Genomic DNA, 15,627 nt, shown 5'->3' with positions numbered 1-15,627 from the left:
CAGTCCTGCACCGAGTGCCTGTTCAACGGTCACAGCGGGACTCCGCAAAAAAGCGGCGTTCGTTGTGCTCGCCCTGCTTGCCGACGTTGAAGCTCGCCACCGGACGGTGGTAGCCCATCACGCGGGTCCAGACCTCGCAGGGCTGGCGCTCGGCGTCGGTGAGCTGGATGTCAGCAACGGCGGTGTGTTCGGTGGCGAAAAAGTGGCTCATGGGTGTGTGCTCTTGAAGGTCAATAAATAGGCGTGCCGCAGCGGGTGCTGCGCCGCCGAGGGCAACGGGGCAAAGGTTGAACGGGGTTCAGTCTGCCCCATTGATTCACTATGAAATCAATAGCTGTCTGTGCTTATAAAACCGGCACAAACGGGCTGTTTGACGTCAATGCGCGGCAACCCTGCGTTCAGGCCGCCCGTGCCGCACGCTTGGCGGCCAGGCGTTCTTCATCGCAGCGCGGGCAAAACGGGTGCTCGCCCGCCAGATAGCCATGGCTGGGGCAGATGGAGAACGTCGGCGTGACGGTGATGTAGGGCAGGCGAAACCGTGTGAGCGCGCGCCGCACCAGGTCGCGGCAGGCCGCGCCGCTGGACAAGCGCTCGCCCATGTACAGATGCAGCACGGTGCCGCCGGTGTATTTGGCTTGCAGCGCCTCCTGGCGCATCAGGGCCTCGAACGGGTCGTCCGTGAAGCCCACGGGCAGCTGCGACGAGTTGGTGTAGTACGGCTGCTCGGCCGTGCCCGCCTGCAGGATGCCGGGCCAGCGCTTTTTGTCTTCCTTGGCGAAGCGGTAGGTGGTGCCTTCGGCGGGTGTGGCCTCCAGGTTGTAGAGGTGGCCGGTTTCTTCCTGAAACTGCGTCATGCGCTCGCGCACATGGTCGAGCAGGCGCACCGCGAAGGCGTGGCCCCAGTCGCTGGTGATGTCGTGCTGGTCCGCTGTGAAGTTGCGGATCATCTCGTTGATGCCGTTCACGCCCAGCGTGGAAAAGTGGTTGCGCAAGGTGCCCAGGTAGCGCTTGGTGTAGGGGAACAAGCCCTGGTCCATCAGGCGCTGGATGAGCTTGCGCTTGGTCTCCAGGCTTTCTTTGCCCAGCTCCATCAGGCGGTCGAGCGCGGCGAGCAAGCCCGCTTCATCCCCGGCATGCTGGTAGCCCAGCCGCGCACAGTTGATGGTGACCACACCCAGGCTGCCCGTCTGCTCGGCGCTGCCGAACAAGCCGTTGCCGCGCTTGAGCAATTCACGCAAATCGAGCTGCAGGCGGCAGCACATGGAGCGCACCATGTTGGGCTCCAGCTCGGAGTTGATGAAGTTCTGGAAGTACGGCAGGCCGTACTTGGCCGTCATGTCGAACAGGCGCTGCGCGTTCTCGCTCTCCCACGGGAAGTCCTTGGTGATGTTGTACGTGGGGATGGGGAAGGTGAACACCCGGCCCTTGGCATCGCCCGTGGTCATGACGTCGATGTAGGCGCGATTGATGAGGTCCATCTCGGCCTGTAAGTCGCCATACGCGAAGGGCATCTCCTGGCCCGCGATCACAGGCACCTGCTCGCGCAGGTCTTCGGGGCAGGTCCAGTCAAACGTGAGGTTGGTGAACGGCGTCTGCGTGCCCCAGCGCGAGGGCACGTTGAGGTTGTAGACCAGCTCCTGGATGCACTGGCGTACGGCGGCGTAGTCCATGGCATCGATGCGCACAAACGGCGCCATGTAGGTGTCGAACGACGAGAACGCCTGCGCGCCCGCCCACTCGTTCTGCAGCGTGCCCAGGAAGTTCACGATCTGCCCCACCGCCGAACTCATGTGCTTGGGCGGCCCCGCCTCCACCTTGCCCGGCACGCCGTTCAGCCCCTCGTGCAGCAGCGTGCGCAGCGACCAGCCTGCGCAGTAGCCGCTGAGCATGTCGAGGTCGTGGATGTGGATGTCGCCTTCGCGATGCGCCTCGCCAATCTCCGGCGTGTAGACGTGCGACAGCCAGTAGTTGGCCGTGACCTTGCCCGCCACGTTCAGGATCAACCCGCCCAGCGAGTAGCCCTGGTTGGCGTTGGCATTCACGCGCCAGTCGGCACGCGTGAGGTATTCGTTGATGGAGCTTTCCACATCGACCAGCGTCTGCCTGTCGGCCCGCAGCGTGGCGTGCTGCTCGCGGTAGACGATGTAGGCGCGCGCGGTGGCCAGGTGGTTGGCGGCGATCAGCGTCTGCTCGGCCACGTCCTGGATCTGCTCGACGGTGGGCGCGTCGCCATGGAAGCGGTGGATCAGCACCTTGGTGACCTGCGCGGTGAGCAACGCGGCTTCTTCGGCGCCATATTCACCCGAGGCCTGGCCCGCACTGGCCAGCGCAGCGCGGATGCGTTCGGCATCAAAAGGAGCGCGCTGGCCGCTGCGCAAAACAACATCGCGGGGCAGGGTGACAAGGGTGGGCGCCATGGGTTCGACCAATCTATGGAACGGTTTAAAAACACTACCTATGGTGTCCACGATACCCATCAAACACTATAGGTAGTTTGACCCAACACAATCGAGGCGGTAAGCAGGGGTAAAAAAATGCCGGCACAAAGGCCGGCAAAAGGAAGGTGCCGTCAGGCCCTACCGATGGATGGGGGTGCGTGTGATGGCACGCTGGCGCACCAGGGGTGCGTAAGAAAAGGGTGGGTTGTTTTTCTTGGGGGGTTGTGGGCCATGGGGCCACACCGCTGCGGCCGGGCTGCGCTCTCGTTGGCGCTCAATGGCAGGCGGCGGTTTCTTCCTCCTCGATGCGGGGATAAAAGTCGTGGTCTTCGCGCTGCATGCGCTCGAACACCCGGCGCAGCACCACGTTGGCCTCATTGCGGAAATCCTGCGCATCGCGGCGCACGTTCTCGGCCGTGTTCCAGCGGCGCGCGAAGGCGTCGTAGGCGCTGGCAATCGAGGCCATCTCGCTCTGGTACTGGCGGCCCAGGCGCGCCAGTTCGGGGTTGGCGCCACGCTGCAGTGCGGGATACAGCACCTGGTCTTCCACGGCCAGGTGCAGCTTGATGGTGCCGCTCATGGCCACGATGCCCTGCGCGATGGCGCGGGCATTGCCTTCCACGCCCGCCTGGGCCAGGGCGCGCAAGGTGGCGATGCTGCGCAGGATGTCGGTGTGCTGGTGCTTGAATTTGTCGAGGTTCATGCTCACTCCTTGTGGGATGAATGAAGGACCTGCGCTGCCGCCGAGGGGGGTGGCGCGCGGCGCAGGTCGGTGGCGTATCAGCGGCGGGTCTCCGCGAGGTAGGCGCCAGCGTTGGCAGCAGGGGCCCGCGAGCCAAACACGCCGCTTACTACCTGCCAGGCCATGGCCAGCGCGCCGACAATGAAGACCACGTCGCCGAAGGTGCGCACCCAGCGCAGCGTCTGGATGAAAGGCTGCTGCATGAAGGCCTCACCCCGGGCGTACCACAGGCCTTCGCTCACGCTGGCGTGGAACTGGAACAAGCCGATGGGCAGCAGGCTGGTGGCGATCATCAGCACCAGGCCGGCATTGAGCCACCAGAAGCCCGTCGTCATGAGCCGCTCACTGAACACCAGCTGCGGCCGGATGTAGCGCAGCACCAGCAGCGTGAAGCCCAGCGCCAGGAAGCCATACACCCCGAACAGCGCGGCGTGGGCATGCACCGGCGTGGTGTTCAGGCCCTGCACGTAGTACAGCGAGATGGGCGGGTTGATCATGAAGCCGAAGACACCCGCGCCCAGCATGTTCCAGAAGGCCACGGCCACGAAGCACATCAGCGGCCAGCGCAGGCGGGCCATCCAGGGCGTGCGGTGCTGCAGGCGCCAGTGTTCCCAGGCCTCGTGGCCCAGCACCACCAGGGGCACCACTTCCAGCGCGCTGAACGATGCGCCCACGGCCATCACCGGCGTGGTGGTGCCCGCGAAGTACAGGTGGTGGAAGGTGCCGGGCACGCCGCCCAGCATGAACAGCGAGGCCGAGGCCAGGCTGGCGGCCGTGGCCATGCGTGGCGACACGAGGCCGAGCGTCGAGAAGATGAAGGCCAGCGCCGTGGTGGCGAACACTTCAAAGAAGCCCTCGACCCACAGGTGCACCACCCACCAGCGCCAGTACTCCATCACCGACAGGTGGGTACGCTCGCCGTAGAAGAAGCCCGCGCCGTAGAACAGGCCGATGGCCACCACCGACGCCGTCAGCAGCGCCAGCAGGTTCTTGTCGCCGCCGGGGGTGCGCAGCGCCGGCACGATGCCGCGCAGCATGAGCACCAGCCAGAAGGCGATGCCGGTGAACTTGCCGATCTGCCACAGGCGGCCCAGGTCCACGTATTCATAGCCCTGGTGGCCCAGCCAGAAGTTCCACTCGGGCGGCATGATCTGTGCGATGGCCAGGTAGTTGCCGACGAACGAGCCCACCACCACCACGACCAGCGCCCAGAACAGGATGTCCACACCGAGCTTCTGCCAGGCCGGGTCCTTGCCACCGTTGATGAGCGGCGCGAGGAACAGGCCCGCCGCCAGGAAGCCCGTGGCGATCCAGAACAGCGCGCTCTGGATGTGCCAGGTGCGCACCAGCGAATACGGGAACCACTGTGACACGTTGATGCCGTAGAACTGCTGGCCTTCCACCGTGTAGTGCGCGGTGAAGCCGCCCAGCAGCACCTGGAAGCTGAACAGCGCCGCGATGAGGAACAAATACTTGCCCAGCCCGCGCTGCGACGGCGTGAGCGGCACACGCGAGAGCGGGTCGTGCTGGGGTGGCGTGGGTTCCACCTCGTCGTGCTTGCGCAGGAAGGACCAGCCCCACACGAGGAAGCCCACGCCCGCCATCATCACGACCACGCTCATCACCGACCAGACCATGTTCTCAGCGGTGGGTTGGTTGCCGATCAGCGGCTCGTGGGGCCAGTTGTTGGTGTACGTTGCCGTGGTGCCGGGGCGCTCGGTGGCAGCGGCCCAGGCCGTCCAGAAGAAGAAGCCCATCATCTGCGCGCGCCGCTCGGCGCTGGGCAGGGTGTTCTCCTTCATGGCGAAATGCTCGCGGGTCTTGTGCAGCGCGGGCGCTTCGCTGAAGAGCTGGTCGTAGTACAGCGCGGTCATCGCGATTGCATCGGCCCGCACCGAGGACACCGTGGCCACACCTGTTGCGGGGTGGTAGGTGTTGGTGCGGTACTCGGTCTTCATGCGGTCGCGCAGCACCGCCTGCGCGGCCGTGTCGATGTCCGCAAAAGGCTTGCCGTGGGTGCGCTCGGACGCCACTTCCAGCCAGTTGAGCAGCTCGCGGTGCAGCCAGTCGGCCGTCCAGTCGGGGGCCTGGTAGGCGCCGTGGCCCCAGATGGAACCCAGCTGCATGCCCCCCACCGACTGCCAGGCGGTCTGGCCGTCGAGGATGCTGTCGTGGGTGTAGAGAACTTCGCCTCCGGCGGTGGCGATCTTCGCGGGAATGGGCGGCGCGGTGCGGTAGACCTCGGCGCCGTAATAGCCCAACAGGCTGAAGGTGACGATGAGCACGCCGATCAGCGTGAACCAGAGCTTGCGGTAGTTACCCATGGCGGGCCTCCTGCCTCAACAGAACAACAACGAAGGGGCGGCGCCAGCGTGCGCTGGCGGCATGGGGTCGGGGTCTTGTGGTCATGGCTTTTCGGAACGAGTGAATCGGTGTCACTGCCCACATCGCAAGCGCCGGGCCAGCGCTGCAGGCCTATCAAATCAACCACTTACACCGGTCATGGTTTTTTTGACCCTTCTCAAATGGGGTCTAATTCACCCATTTAAGGTGAATATCACCATGGACCATAGCCCCCTGCTGGCCGACCTGGCCACCGACCTGCCCCAGGCTGTGCGCCTGCAGCGGCTGGTGGACCACCTGCGCACCCGCTTTCACTGCGGCGCCGTGGCCCTGCTGCAGCTGGAAGAAGACCACTTGCGCCCCGTGGCCGTGGAGGGCCTGGTGCGCGAGGCGCTGGGCCGGCGCTTTGTGGTCAGCCAGCACCCCCGGCTCGCGGCCATCCTGGCGCGGCGCGAGGTGACCTGCTTCGACCACGACAGCACCCTGCCCGACCCCTACGACGGCCTGCTCGACACCCTGGTGGGCGAGCCCCTGCCCGTGCACGACTGCATGGGCGTGAGCCTGTGGGTGGACGGCCAGCCCTGGGGCCTGCTGACGCTGGACGCACTGCAGACCGGCACCTTCGGCGACGCCGCGCGCGCCGCGCTGGCCGACTGCAAGGTGCTGGTGGAGGCGGCCGTGCGCATCTCGCGGCTGGAGCGCGAGGTGCAGGCGCTGCGCAGCGCCCCCCACACCCGCAGCGCTGACGACGAGCGCACCACCCGCGCGGGCGATGGCGACATGGAGATCGTCGGCCAGAGCGAGCCCCTGCTGCGCCTGCTGCACGAGCTGGAGGTGGTGGCGGGCTCGGACCTGCCCGTGTTGTTGCTGGGCGAAACTGGTGTGGGCAAGGAGCTGTTCGCGCGCCTGCTGCACCGCCAGTCCACGCGCCGCACCAAGCCCCTGGTGCACGTGAACTGTGCGGCGCTGCCCGAGTCCCTGGCCGAGAGCGAACTCTTTGGCCACGTGCGCGGTGCGTTCTCCGGCGCGGTGGCCGACCGGCCAGGGCGCTTCGAGGCGGCCGAGGGCGGCACGCTGTTCCTTGATGAGGTGGGCGAGTTGCCGCTGGCCGTGCAGGCCAAGCTGCTGCGTACGCTGCAGAACGGCGAGATCCAGCGCCTGGGCGCCGACCGCCCGCGCCGCGTGGACGTGCGCGTGATCGCCGCCACCAACCGCAACCTGCGCGAGCAGGTGCGCGACGGCGCGTTCCGCGCCGACCTGTACCACCGGCTGTCGGTGTACCCCGTGCCCATCCCGCCGCTGCGCGAACGGGGCAACGATGTGCTGCTGCTGGCAGGTCGTTTTCTGGAACTGAACCGCGCGCGCCTGGGCCTGCGCAGCCTGCGGCTGTCGGCCAGCGCGCAGGATGCACTGCGCCGCTACCCCTGGCCGGGCAACATCCGCGAGCTGGAGCATGTGGTCAGCCGCGCGGCGCTCAAGGCCCTGAGCCGGGGCGTTAGCCGCGCCGACATCGTGACGCTGGAGCCCGCGCTGCTCGACCTGGACGCCGACGCGGCCAGCGCGGCCCATGCCCCGCTGAACACCAGCGCCCCCACCCCGGCGGCAGAGCTGCCCGCGACCGCCACCACCCCAAACACCGCCGACAGCCCGCTGCGCGATGCCGTGGATGCCTGCCAACGGCACGCCATCACGCAGGCCCTGGCGCGCCACCAGGGCAACTGGGCCCAGGCCGCGCGTGCGCTGGAGGTGGACGCGAGCAACCTGCACAAACTGGCGCGCAGGCTGGGCCTCAAATAGAGAATCAAAATTGATAGCAAACAGTGCATGAATTTCTAGCGCTTGCGGCACTTTTCATTCAATTTCTTGCCCGGCACCCGCCACAGTGCTCCACCGGCCCGCGTTGCGCCACAATCGGCCCATGCTGACCCTCCAAGACATCCGCGACGCCGCCACCCGCCTGCAAGGCCAGGTGCTGGACACCCCCTGTGTGGAATCCAAGACGCTCTCGCAGATCGTGGGCGCGCAGGTCTTCCTCAAGTTCGAGAACCTGCAGTTCACCGCGTCCTTCAAAGAGCGCGGCGCCTGCAACCGGCTCACGCTGCTGACGGACGAGGAGCGTGCGCGGGGTGTGGTGGCCATGAGCGCCGGCAACCATGCCCAGGGCGTGGCCTATCACGCGCAGCAACTGGGCCTGCGCGCCGTGATCGTGATGCCGCGTTTTACCCCCGGTGTGAAAGTGGAGCGCACGCGCGGTTTTGGCGCCGAGGTGGTGCTGCATGGCGACACCCTGGAAGAGGCACGCGCCCACGCCTACGCGCTGGCCGATGCGCAGGGCTTGACCTTTGTGCACCCGTATGACGATGAAGGCGTGGCCGCCGGCCAGGGCACGCTGGGCCTGGAGATGCTGCAAGCCGTGCCCGAACTGGACACGCTGGTGATTGCCGTGGGCGGCGGCGGGCTGATCTCGGGTGTGGCGACGGCGGCCAAGGCGATCAAGCCCGGCATCGAGGTCATCGGCGTGCAGACCATGCGCTTCCCGGCCATGGTCAACGCGGTCAAGGGCACGCACCACCCGCAGGGCACATCAACCATCGCCGAGGGCATTGCCGTGGGCACGCCGGGCAAGATCACGCAGGAGATCGTCAAGCGCCTGGTGGACGACCTGGTGCTGGTGGACGAGGGCGACATCGAGCAGGCGGTGCTGATGCTGCTGGAGATCGAAAAGACCCTGGTCGAAGGCGCAGGCGCCGCCGGCCTGGCGGCGCTGGTGCGCTACCCCGAACGCTTCCGGGGCAAGCGCGTGGGCCTGGTGCTGTGTGGCGGCAACATCGACCCGCTGCTGCTGGCGGCCATCATCGAGCGCGGCATGGTGCGCTCGGGGCGCCTGGCGCGCATCAAGGTCAGCGCACGCGATGTGCCCGGCGTGCTGGCGCGCATCACCGCCACCGTGGCCGACGCGGGCGCCAATATCGAGGAAGTGCACCACCAGCGCGCCTTCACCATGCTGGCCGCGCAGAACGTGGAGATCGAACTGGTGCTGCAAACCCGGGGCAAGCCCCATGTGGATGAGGTGCTGGGACAGCTCCGCACGGCGGGCATGCAGGCCGACCTGATCTGAGACCACAGGGTTTTGCGCCCCACGCAGGTTCTCGCGGCTAGAATTGCGCAAGTTTTAAGCATCTGGAGCCCACCATGTCTGACCACAACACCTCGCACGCCCCCGCAACACCATCGAACGACCCTGTGGAAAACGTCGTTCACGTGGTCCCCGTGGTGCTGCCGGTGGTGGGCGGCATCATGATGTTCCTGCTGGCGTTCATCGCCGTGATGATGGCCTGACCGCTCCGGCAGGCCTCCACCACAGCCCCGCAGTGCGGGGCTTTTTTTCGTCCAGCCCCACTCCCATCCTCGTTTGACCTGGAGAACCCCCATGAGACCCGGACACGCACTCGTCCTCTTTTCCGGAGGCCAAGACTCCACCACCTGCCTGGCCTGGGCCCTGGAGAACTTTGCCCATGTCGAAACCATCGGCTTTGACTATGGCCAGCGCCACCATATCGAACTGCAGGCGCGGCAGACGGTGCTGTCATCGCTGCGCGCGCAGTTTCCACAGTGGAACGCCCGGCTGGGCGATGACCACATGCTGGACCTGGCGGTCCTGGGCCACATCAGCGACACGGCGCTGACGAGCGACACCGAGATCCAGATGACCGCCGCCGGCCTGCCCAACACTTTTGTGCCCGGGCGCAACCTGCTGTTCTTCCAGCTGGCGGCCGCCGTGGGCTACCGGCGGGGCCTGCACACCCTGGTGGGCGGCATGTGCGAGACCGACTTTTCGGGCTACCCCGACTGCCGTGACGACACGCTCAAGGCGCTGCAGGTCGCGGTGTCGCTGGGCATGGGACAGCGTTTCACCTTCGATACCCCGCTGATGTGGCTGGACAAGGCCGAGACCTGGGAACTGGCCCGGGCCCTCGGTGGGCAGGCACTGGTCGATCTGATCGTGAACGACTCGCACACCTGCTACCACGGCGTGCGCGACACGCTGCATGCGTGGGGCTACGGCTGCGGCACCTGCCCGGCCTGCGCGCTGCGCAAAAGCGGCTATGAGCGCTGGAGCGGTGCCACGACCGCCTAGTCCCAAAGTCCACGAAGATGGGGGCAAGAACCATGCATAAACCTATGTTATTTTTGCATGGTTTTGACCCCTGTCTGACAGACAAACCGGCGGCAGATTCATAAAATTGACATCCCAGCCGACCCGCGGAATCCGTGGAACTAGCCTCCACCCGTGGGGCTGACACACGCTCCCGCCCGCCGACTGAGCACGAAAGCCGTTTTTTCAAAGGCAGCGCTCAGCACCGCAACTGCGCCAGGCCTCGCCGTGACCCGCCCGGTCCGCTTCCTTTGAAAAAACGTTTTTTCAACTTAGGAAGCTCCCCGATGAACGCACCCACGATGCAGGGCCTGAATCTCAACGCCCCCGCTTACGTCAAAAACGCCCGGCTGCTCGCCTGGGTGGCCGACATGGCCGCCCTGTGCAGACCCGACAGCATCTACTGGTGCGATGGCTCCAAGGAAGAGTACGACCGCCTGTGCCAGCAGCTGGTCGATGCCGGCACCTTCAAGAAGCTGAACCCCGCCAAGCGCCCCGGCAGCTTCCTGGCCTGGTCCGATCCATCGGACGTGGCCCGTGTGGAAGACCGCACCTACATTTGCTCGGCCGCCAAAGAAGACGCCGGCCCCACTAACAACTGGATGGCTCCCGCTGAAATGCGCGCCACGCTGCAGCCGCTGTTTGACGGCTGCATGAAGGGCCGCACCATGTACGTGGTGCCGTTCAGCATGGGCCCACTGGGCAGCCACATCGCCCACATCGGCGTGGAGCTGACCGACAGCGCCTACGTGGCCGTGAACCAGCGCTTGATGACCCGCATGGGCAAGGCCGTGTACGACGTGCTGGGTGTGGAAGGCGAGTTCGTGCCTTGCATGCACACCGTGGGCGCGCCCCTGGCCGAAGGCGAGAAGGACACGACCAGCTGGCCTTGCAACCCCAAGGTCAAGTACATCGTGCACTACCCCGAAACACGCGAGATCTGGTCCTACGGCTCGGGCTACGGCGGCAACGCGCTGCTGGGCAAGAAGTGCTTGGCCCTGCGCATCGCATCCACCATGGGCCGCGACCAGGGCTGGCTCGCCGAGCACATGCTTATCTTGGGCGTGACCAACCCCCAAGGCAAGAAGTACCACGTGGCAGCGGCCTTCCCCAGCGCCTGCGGCAAGACCAACTTCTCCATGCTGGTGCCGCCCGAGGCGGGCTTTGCCGGTTGGAAGGTCACCACCATCGGTGATGACATCGCTTGGATCAAGCCCCATGCCGATGGCAAGATGTACGCCATCAACCCCGAGGCTGGCTACTTCGGCGTGGCTCCCGGCACCAACATGCACACCAACCCCAACTGCATGCGCAGCCTGGACAAGGACGTGATCTTCACCAACGTGGCCCTGACGGACGACGGCGACGTCTGGTGGGAAGGCATGGAAAAGGACACGGGCAAGCTGCCCGACCACCTGATCGACTGGCAAGGCAAGGACTGGACGCCCCAGATCGCCAAGGAAACCGGCGCCAAGGCCGCCCATCCCAACTCGCGCTTCACGGTGGCTGCCACCAACAACCCCGCACTGGACGCCCAGTGGGACGACGCCAATGGCGTGGCCATCGATGCCTTCATCTTCGGCGGCCGTCGCTCGACCACGGTGCCGCTGGTGACCGAAGCCCGTAGCTGGACCGAAGGTGTGTACATGGCTGCCACCATGGGCTCCGAGACCACTGCCGCTGCGTTTGGCGCCCAGGGCGTGGTGCGCCGCGACCCGTTCGCCATGCTGCCGTTCTGCGGCTACAACATGAGCGACTACTTCCAGCACTGGCTCAACATGGAAGGCAAGATTGCCGCCACCGGCAAGGCGCTGCCCAAGGTGTTCTGCGTGAACTGGTTCCGCAAGGACGAGGCTGGCAAGTTCGTCTGGCCCGGTTATGGCGACAACATGCGCGTGCTCAAGTGGATGATTGACCGCATCGAAGGCCAGGCCCAAGGCCAGGAAACCATGTTCGGCGTGGCCCCGCAGTACGCAGAGATCAACTGGACGGGCCTGGACTTCAGCGCCCAGAAGTTTGGCGCCGTGACCAGCATCGACAAGGCGGCCTGGGCCGAAGAGTTCAAGCTGCACGATGCGCACTTCGAACAGCTGGCTTACCACCTGCCAAAGGCGCTGCTCGATACCAAGGCGCAACTGCAAAAGCGTTTGGCAGCCTGACTGCTACGACATTGAGTCAAGGAAGCTGACCATTCAAAGCCGTCCCGCTCTTGCGGGGCGGCTTTTTTTTTCGCGTGCGGACACTGCAAGAGCACACTGCACGGGGCGCAACGGGGCATAAAAAAAGCCGTGGCGTCGGCCACGGCTTTGAATCGGAGTCTCTGCGCAGCGTGCGCCGCGCAAATGCTTCAGTAGTACTTGCGGATGCTGTTCACCGTGGGGATGCCCATGGCATGGTTCAGTTCAGCCATGATCCGTGGGTCCTTCAGGGCGACTTGCCAGGTGCGCTGATCTTCAGCAGCGCGGCGGCGGCTTTCAGCCCATGCCAGCGCAGTGCTGCGCAGCGCAACACCGGCGCGGCGGGCGGGGCTGGTCAGGAGCGCCAGGGCCGCAAAGGCCACGAGCCACAGCACCATCCAGGCAGCCAGCAGGTGACCTTCGGTCCAGGTGTCGATGACTTGGTTGGCCACCACCAGCAGCGCGGAGACCACGGCGGCCAACAGCAGGGAGGCTGCGCCACGCGCGCCGTCAAAATGGGCGGCAGCGCTCTTCAGAGCGGCGGCTGCGTTTTCGGCGCGGACAACGCCGGGGTGTTCGGTAGGGTACTCAACGTGTGCAAAGGCGGTCATTTCGGTTTCCCTTTTCTAACGCTTGTGGCGAGATTGCCGGGCGATGGGGTGATATTAGGGTTTACCCTTTGCATGTTCAAGTTTATATTTTGAATCATTGATATTCATATCAGTGATGAATATGCTCTCGGGTGACCATGACTCCCCTGAACTTCCGCTCCCTGGACCTGAACCTGCTGCGCGTCTTTGACGAGGTGATGGCCGAGCGCAGCCTCACCCGGGCTGCGCACAAGCTGTCGATCACCCAGCCGGCCGTCAGCAATGCCATGCGGCGCCTGCGCGATGTGGTGGGCGATGAACTGGTGGTGCGCAGCGGCCAGGGGGTGGAGCCCACGCCACGTGCGCTGGCCCTGTGGCCGCCCGTGCGCGAGGCCCTGGCCCATTTGCAGGAGTCCCTGGCGCCGGGGCACTTTGACCCGGCAACGGCGGAGTCCACCTTTGTGCTGGCCATGGCCGATGCCACGGCGGCGACGCTGGTGCCGGCCCTGGTGGAGATCATCGAACGCGAAGCCCCCGGCATCTCCATCCGCGTGCTGCCACTGACCACGCGCGACCCCCGGCGTCTGCTCGAAGAAGAGGCGGCCGACATGGCTGTGGGTTACTTTCCAGCGGCACTGGCCGACCTCACCGCGCGGGCGCAATCAGGCGGCGTGGTCGCCTTTGAAAGCCGCCGGCTGTACGACGGCGAATACGTGTGCGTGATGCGCCAGGGCCACCCTCTGGCCGACGCGCCCCTGACACTGGACACCTACTGCGCTGCGCGGCACATGCTGGTGAGTTTTTCGGGCCGGCCCTTTGGTTTCATCGACGAAGCCCTGGCGTCGCTGGGCCGCGAGCGCAAGGTGGTGATCACGGTCAACCAATTCTTCACGGCCGGTCGGGTGGTGTCGGGCTCGGACCTGCTGACCGTGCTGCCGCGCCACTTTGTGCCAGTAACCGGCATCGCCGACGCCTTGGTGCAACGGGCTTTGCCGCTGGACGTGCCCGCCGTGCACGTGGATGCCCTGTGGCGCCGGCGCGGCCCGCAGCAGGCTGCGATGACCTGGCTGCTGCAGGCACTTGCACGGTCAGCCCGGCGCACCTTTCCGGAGCAGGGCCTGCACGGCACGCCTTAGACTGCACGGCTGATGAATATCCAGCTTTTGTCCGACCTCCATCTGGAGGCACACCCCCACTTTGTGCCCGAGCCCGCCCCTGGCGCGGATGTGCTGGTGCTGGCGGGGGACGTGGGCTCCTACCAGCAGGGCTCTCAACTGGACGACGACGACTTCGGCCTGGCCCGGTTTTCGCCGTTGTCCCAATATGCAGGCTGGCCGACCCCCGTGCTGTTTGTGCCCGGCAACCATGAGTACGACGCCCAGGACTTCGATGCCGCGCACCTGCGGCTGCGCCGGACCTGCGACCGCCTGGGCATTGCGTGGCTCGAACGTGAAACCCTGGTGCTGCAAGGCGTGCGCTTTGTCGGCACGACGCTCTGGAGCGATTTCGACGCGCTGGCCGACCATGAAGGCACCACCGACCTCACGCGCCGGCTCAAGCTGCGCGACAAGGCTTTTCGCGCGGCCAACTTCTACCTGCGCAAGACCGGTGGCACGCGCCACGCGGAGCCGTTTCTGGCCGAACCCATGCGCGATCAGGCGCTGGTCTGCCAGCAGTGGCTGCGCGATGCGCTGCAGCAGCCATTTGACGGTGCCACCGTGGTTGTCACCCACTTTGCGCCCAGCCTGCGCAGCGCCGACCCCCGCTACGGCCTGGTGCCTGGCACGGCTGGGTTTTGCAACGCGCTGGACGACCTGCTGATGTACACCCCGCTGTGGCTACACGGCCACCTGCATGCGCCCAGCGACTACACCGCCCAGGGCACGCACAGCGATGGCTCCGCCTGGCAGTGCCGGGTGGTGGCCAACCCGCTGGGTTATGCGCGCAAGGGCGAGCAGATAGCGTTTCAGCCGCGCTGCATGGTCACCGTATGATCGGTGCGCGGTTCGTACGAATCCGCCACGCGCCGAACAGAACAACATGACCCAGGTCAAGACAACAGGCACCCGCGCAGAGTAGTCTGCTTCATCCTTTTTCGGAGAACACCATGAACATCCTGCTTGCTGTCGATGGCAGCGCCTACACCAAGAAAATGCTGGCCTACCTGGCCACCCACGAAGAACTGCTGGGCGGCACCCACACCTACACCGTGCTGACGGTGCAGGCCCCGCTGCCTCCCCGTGCACGCGCCGCGCTGGGCAAGGAAGTGGTCGACAACTACCACGCTGAAGAAGCCGAAAAAATCCTCGCCCCGGTGTGCAAGTTCCTGGGCCGCCACGGGGTGGATGCCAAGCGCAGCGTCAAGGTCGGCGCGGTGGGCGAGACCATTGCCAAGGTGGCAGACACCGGCAAGTTCGACCTGCTGGTCATGGGCTCGCACGGCCATGGCGCCATCGCCACGCTGGTGATGGGCTCGGTGACCACCCAGGTGCTGGCACACAGCAAGGTGCCGCTGCTGATCGTTCGCTGAACGCACAGGTCCACAGCGCACAACGGCGCAACGCCCACCCCAAAGCCCTGCCTTGCAGGGCATTTTTTTCATCTCGTTACGACTAAAGGGTTATTGAATAACCAATCAGTTTACTTTCGTACCAAATGGTTATACATTCGCGCCACGCCCATCTTGGCGTGTCATTTCCATCGAAACCGAGAGGAACGACCCATGAAGAAGACCCTGATTGCACTCGCTTTGACCGCTGGCGCCACCTTCAGCGCCATGGCGCAAGACATCGTCGATACCGCCGTGAAGGCGGGCAACTTCAAGACCCTGGTAGCCGCCGTGCAGGCCGCCGGTCTGGTGGACACCCTCAAGGGCCCCGGCCCGTTCACAGTGTTTGCCCCCACCGACGAAGCGTTCGCCAAGATCCCCAAGGCCACGCTGGACGGCCTGCTGGCTGACAAGGCCGCACTGACCAAGGTGCTGACCTACCACGTGGTGCCCGGCAAGGTCATGGCCAAGGATGTGAAGGCGGGCAAGGTCAAGACCGTGCAAGGCCAGGAACTCACCGTCACCACCAACATGGGCGTGATGGTGGACCAGTCCAAGGTCATCGCCGCCGACGTGGCCGCCAGCAACGGCGTGATCCATGCGATCGACACGGTGCTGATGCCCAAGTAAGCC

At 65.6% G+C, this 15,627-nt stretch carries 14 protein-coding genes; 9 read left to right on the top strand and 5 right to left on the bottom strand.

What is annotated here, in order from left to right; genetic code table 11:
* Positions 1 to 22 precede the first annotated feature (22 nt).
* From nrdD to C8C95_RS10435, 4 genes are all read right to left on the bottom strand, one after another.
* The gene (gene nrdD, locus C8C95_RS10450) at positions 23 to 211 is read right to left on the bottom strand and encodes an anaerobic ribonucleoside-triphosphate reductase (protein WP_116748544.1); all 189 of its coding nucleotides are present in this window, start codon (positions 209 to 211) and stop codon (positions 23 to 25) included.
* A gap of 187 nt (positions 212 to 398) precedes the next feature.
* Complete coding sequence (locus C8C95_RS10445) at positions 399 to 2,417, bottom strand: ribonucleoside triphosphate reductase (RefSeq protein ID WP_207780595.1); 2,019 nt, start codon at positions 2,415 to 2,417, stop codon at positions 399 to 401.
* Between the two features lie 295 nt (positions 2,418 to 2,712).
* Positions 2,713 to 3,141, bottom strand: a complete 429-nt coding sequence (locus C8C95_RS10440; RefSeq protein ID WP_116748542.1) for a hemerythrin domain-containing protein — start codon at positions 3,139 to 3,141, stop codon at positions 2,713 to 2,715.
* Positions 3,142 to 3,218: 77 nt separating this feature from the next.
* Entirely contained in the window at positions 3,219 to 5,504 is a 2,286-nt protein-coding gene (locus C8C95_RS10435; protein WP_116748541.1) for a nitric-oxide reductase large subunit, read from the bottom strand.
* Between the two features lie 238 nt (positions 5,505 to 5,742).
* Here C8C95_RS10435 and norR point away from each other — a divergent pair, with 238 nt between their 5' ends.
* The 5 genes from norR (at position 5,743) to C8C95_RS10415 (ending at position 11,838) form a co-directional block, all read left to right on the top strand.
* Entirely contained in the window at positions 5,743 to 7,320 is a 1,578-nt protein-coding gene (gene norR, locus C8C95_RS10430; protein WP_116750235.1) for a nitric oxide reductase transcriptional regulator NorR, read from the top strand.
* Positions 7,321 to 7,441: 121 nt separating this feature from the next.
* A complete protein-coding gene (locus tag C8C95_RS10425) occupies positions 7,442 to 8,641 on the top strand; it encodes a threonine ammonia-lyase (protein WP_116748540.1) in 1,200 nt (399 codons plus the stop codon).
* A gap of 74 nt (positions 8,642 to 8,715) precedes the next feature.
* The gene (locus tag C8C95_RS23685; protein ID WP_165836532.1) at positions 8,716 to 8,862 is read left to right on the top strand and encodes a hypothetical protein; all 147 of its coding nucleotides are present in this window, start codon (positions 8,716 to 8,718) and stop codon (positions 8,860 to 8,862) included.
* A 91-nt stretch (positions 8,863 to 8,953) separates the two neighbouring features.
* The gene (gene queC, locus C8C95_RS10420) at positions 8,954 to 9,661 is read left to right on the top strand and encodes a 7-cyano-7-deazaguanine synthase QueC (RefSeq protein WP_116748539.1); all 708 of its coding nucleotides are present in this window, start codon (positions 8,954 to 8,956) and stop codon (positions 9,659 to 9,661) included.
* A 305-nt stretch (positions 9,662 to 9,966) separates the two neighbouring features.
* Entirely contained in the window at positions 9,967 to 11,838 is a 1,872-nt protein-coding gene (locus C8C95_RS10415; protein ID WP_116748538.1) for a phosphoenolpyruvate carboxykinase (GTP), read from the top strand.
* 188 nt (positions 11,839 to 12,026) lie between these two features.
* Here the strand turns inward: C8C95_RS10415 and C8C95_RS10410 are convergent, their stop codons facing one another.
* Entirely contained in the window at positions 12,027 to 12,467 is a 441-nt protein-coding gene (locus tag C8C95_RS10410; RefSeq protein WP_116748537.1) for a hypothetical protein, read from the bottom strand.
* 137 nt (positions 12,468 to 12,604) lie between these two features.
* On the opposite strand from C8C95_RS10410, the gene C8C95_RS10405 reads away from it, so the two are divergent.
* The 4 genes from C8C95_RS10405 to C8C95_RS10390 all read left to right on the top strand — a co-directional run bounded on the left by C8C95_RS10405 (position 12,605) and on the right by C8C95_RS10390 (position 15,624).
* Positions 12,605 to 13,582 carry a LysR family transcriptional regulator gene (locus C8C95_RS10405; RefSeq protein ID WP_116748536.1) on the top strand — a complete coding sequence of 326 codons (978 nt, stop codon included), beginning with the start codon at positions 12,605 to 12,607 and terminating at the stop codon, positions 13,580 to 13,582.
* A gap of 12 nt (positions 13,583 to 13,594) precedes the next feature.
* Positions 13,595 to 14,440 carry a metallophosphoesterase gene (locus tag C8C95_RS10400; RefSeq protein ID WP_116748535.1) on the top strand — a complete coding sequence of 282 codons (846 nt, stop codon included), beginning with the start codon at positions 13,595 to 13,597 and terminating at the stop codon, positions 14,438 to 14,440.
* A 113-nt stretch (positions 14,441 to 14,553) separates the two neighbouring features.
* Entirely contained in the window at positions 14,554 to 14,976 is a 423-nt protein-coding gene (locus C8C95_RS10395; RefSeq protein WP_015011999.1) for a universal stress protein, read from the top strand.
* 192 nt (positions 14,977 to 15,168) lie between these two features.
* Positions 15,169 to 15,624: a fasciclin domain-containing protein gene (locus C8C95_RS10390; RefSeq protein WP_056057084.1), complete on the top strand. Its 456-nt coding sequence runs from the start codon at positions 15,169 to 15,171 to the stop codon at positions 15,622 to 15,624.
* Positions 15,625 to 15,627 lie beyond the last annotated feature (3 nt).

Origin of the sequence: Acidovorax sp. 99, from assembly GCF_003096455.1 — a bacterium.
GTDB lineage: Bacteria > Pseudomonadota > Gammaproteobacteria > Burkholderiales > Burkholderiaceae_C > Acidovorax > Acidovorax delafieldii.
The sequence above is the reverse complement of the archived record's forward strand: the minus strand, read 5'-3'. Positions and strand labels throughout refer to the sequence as shown.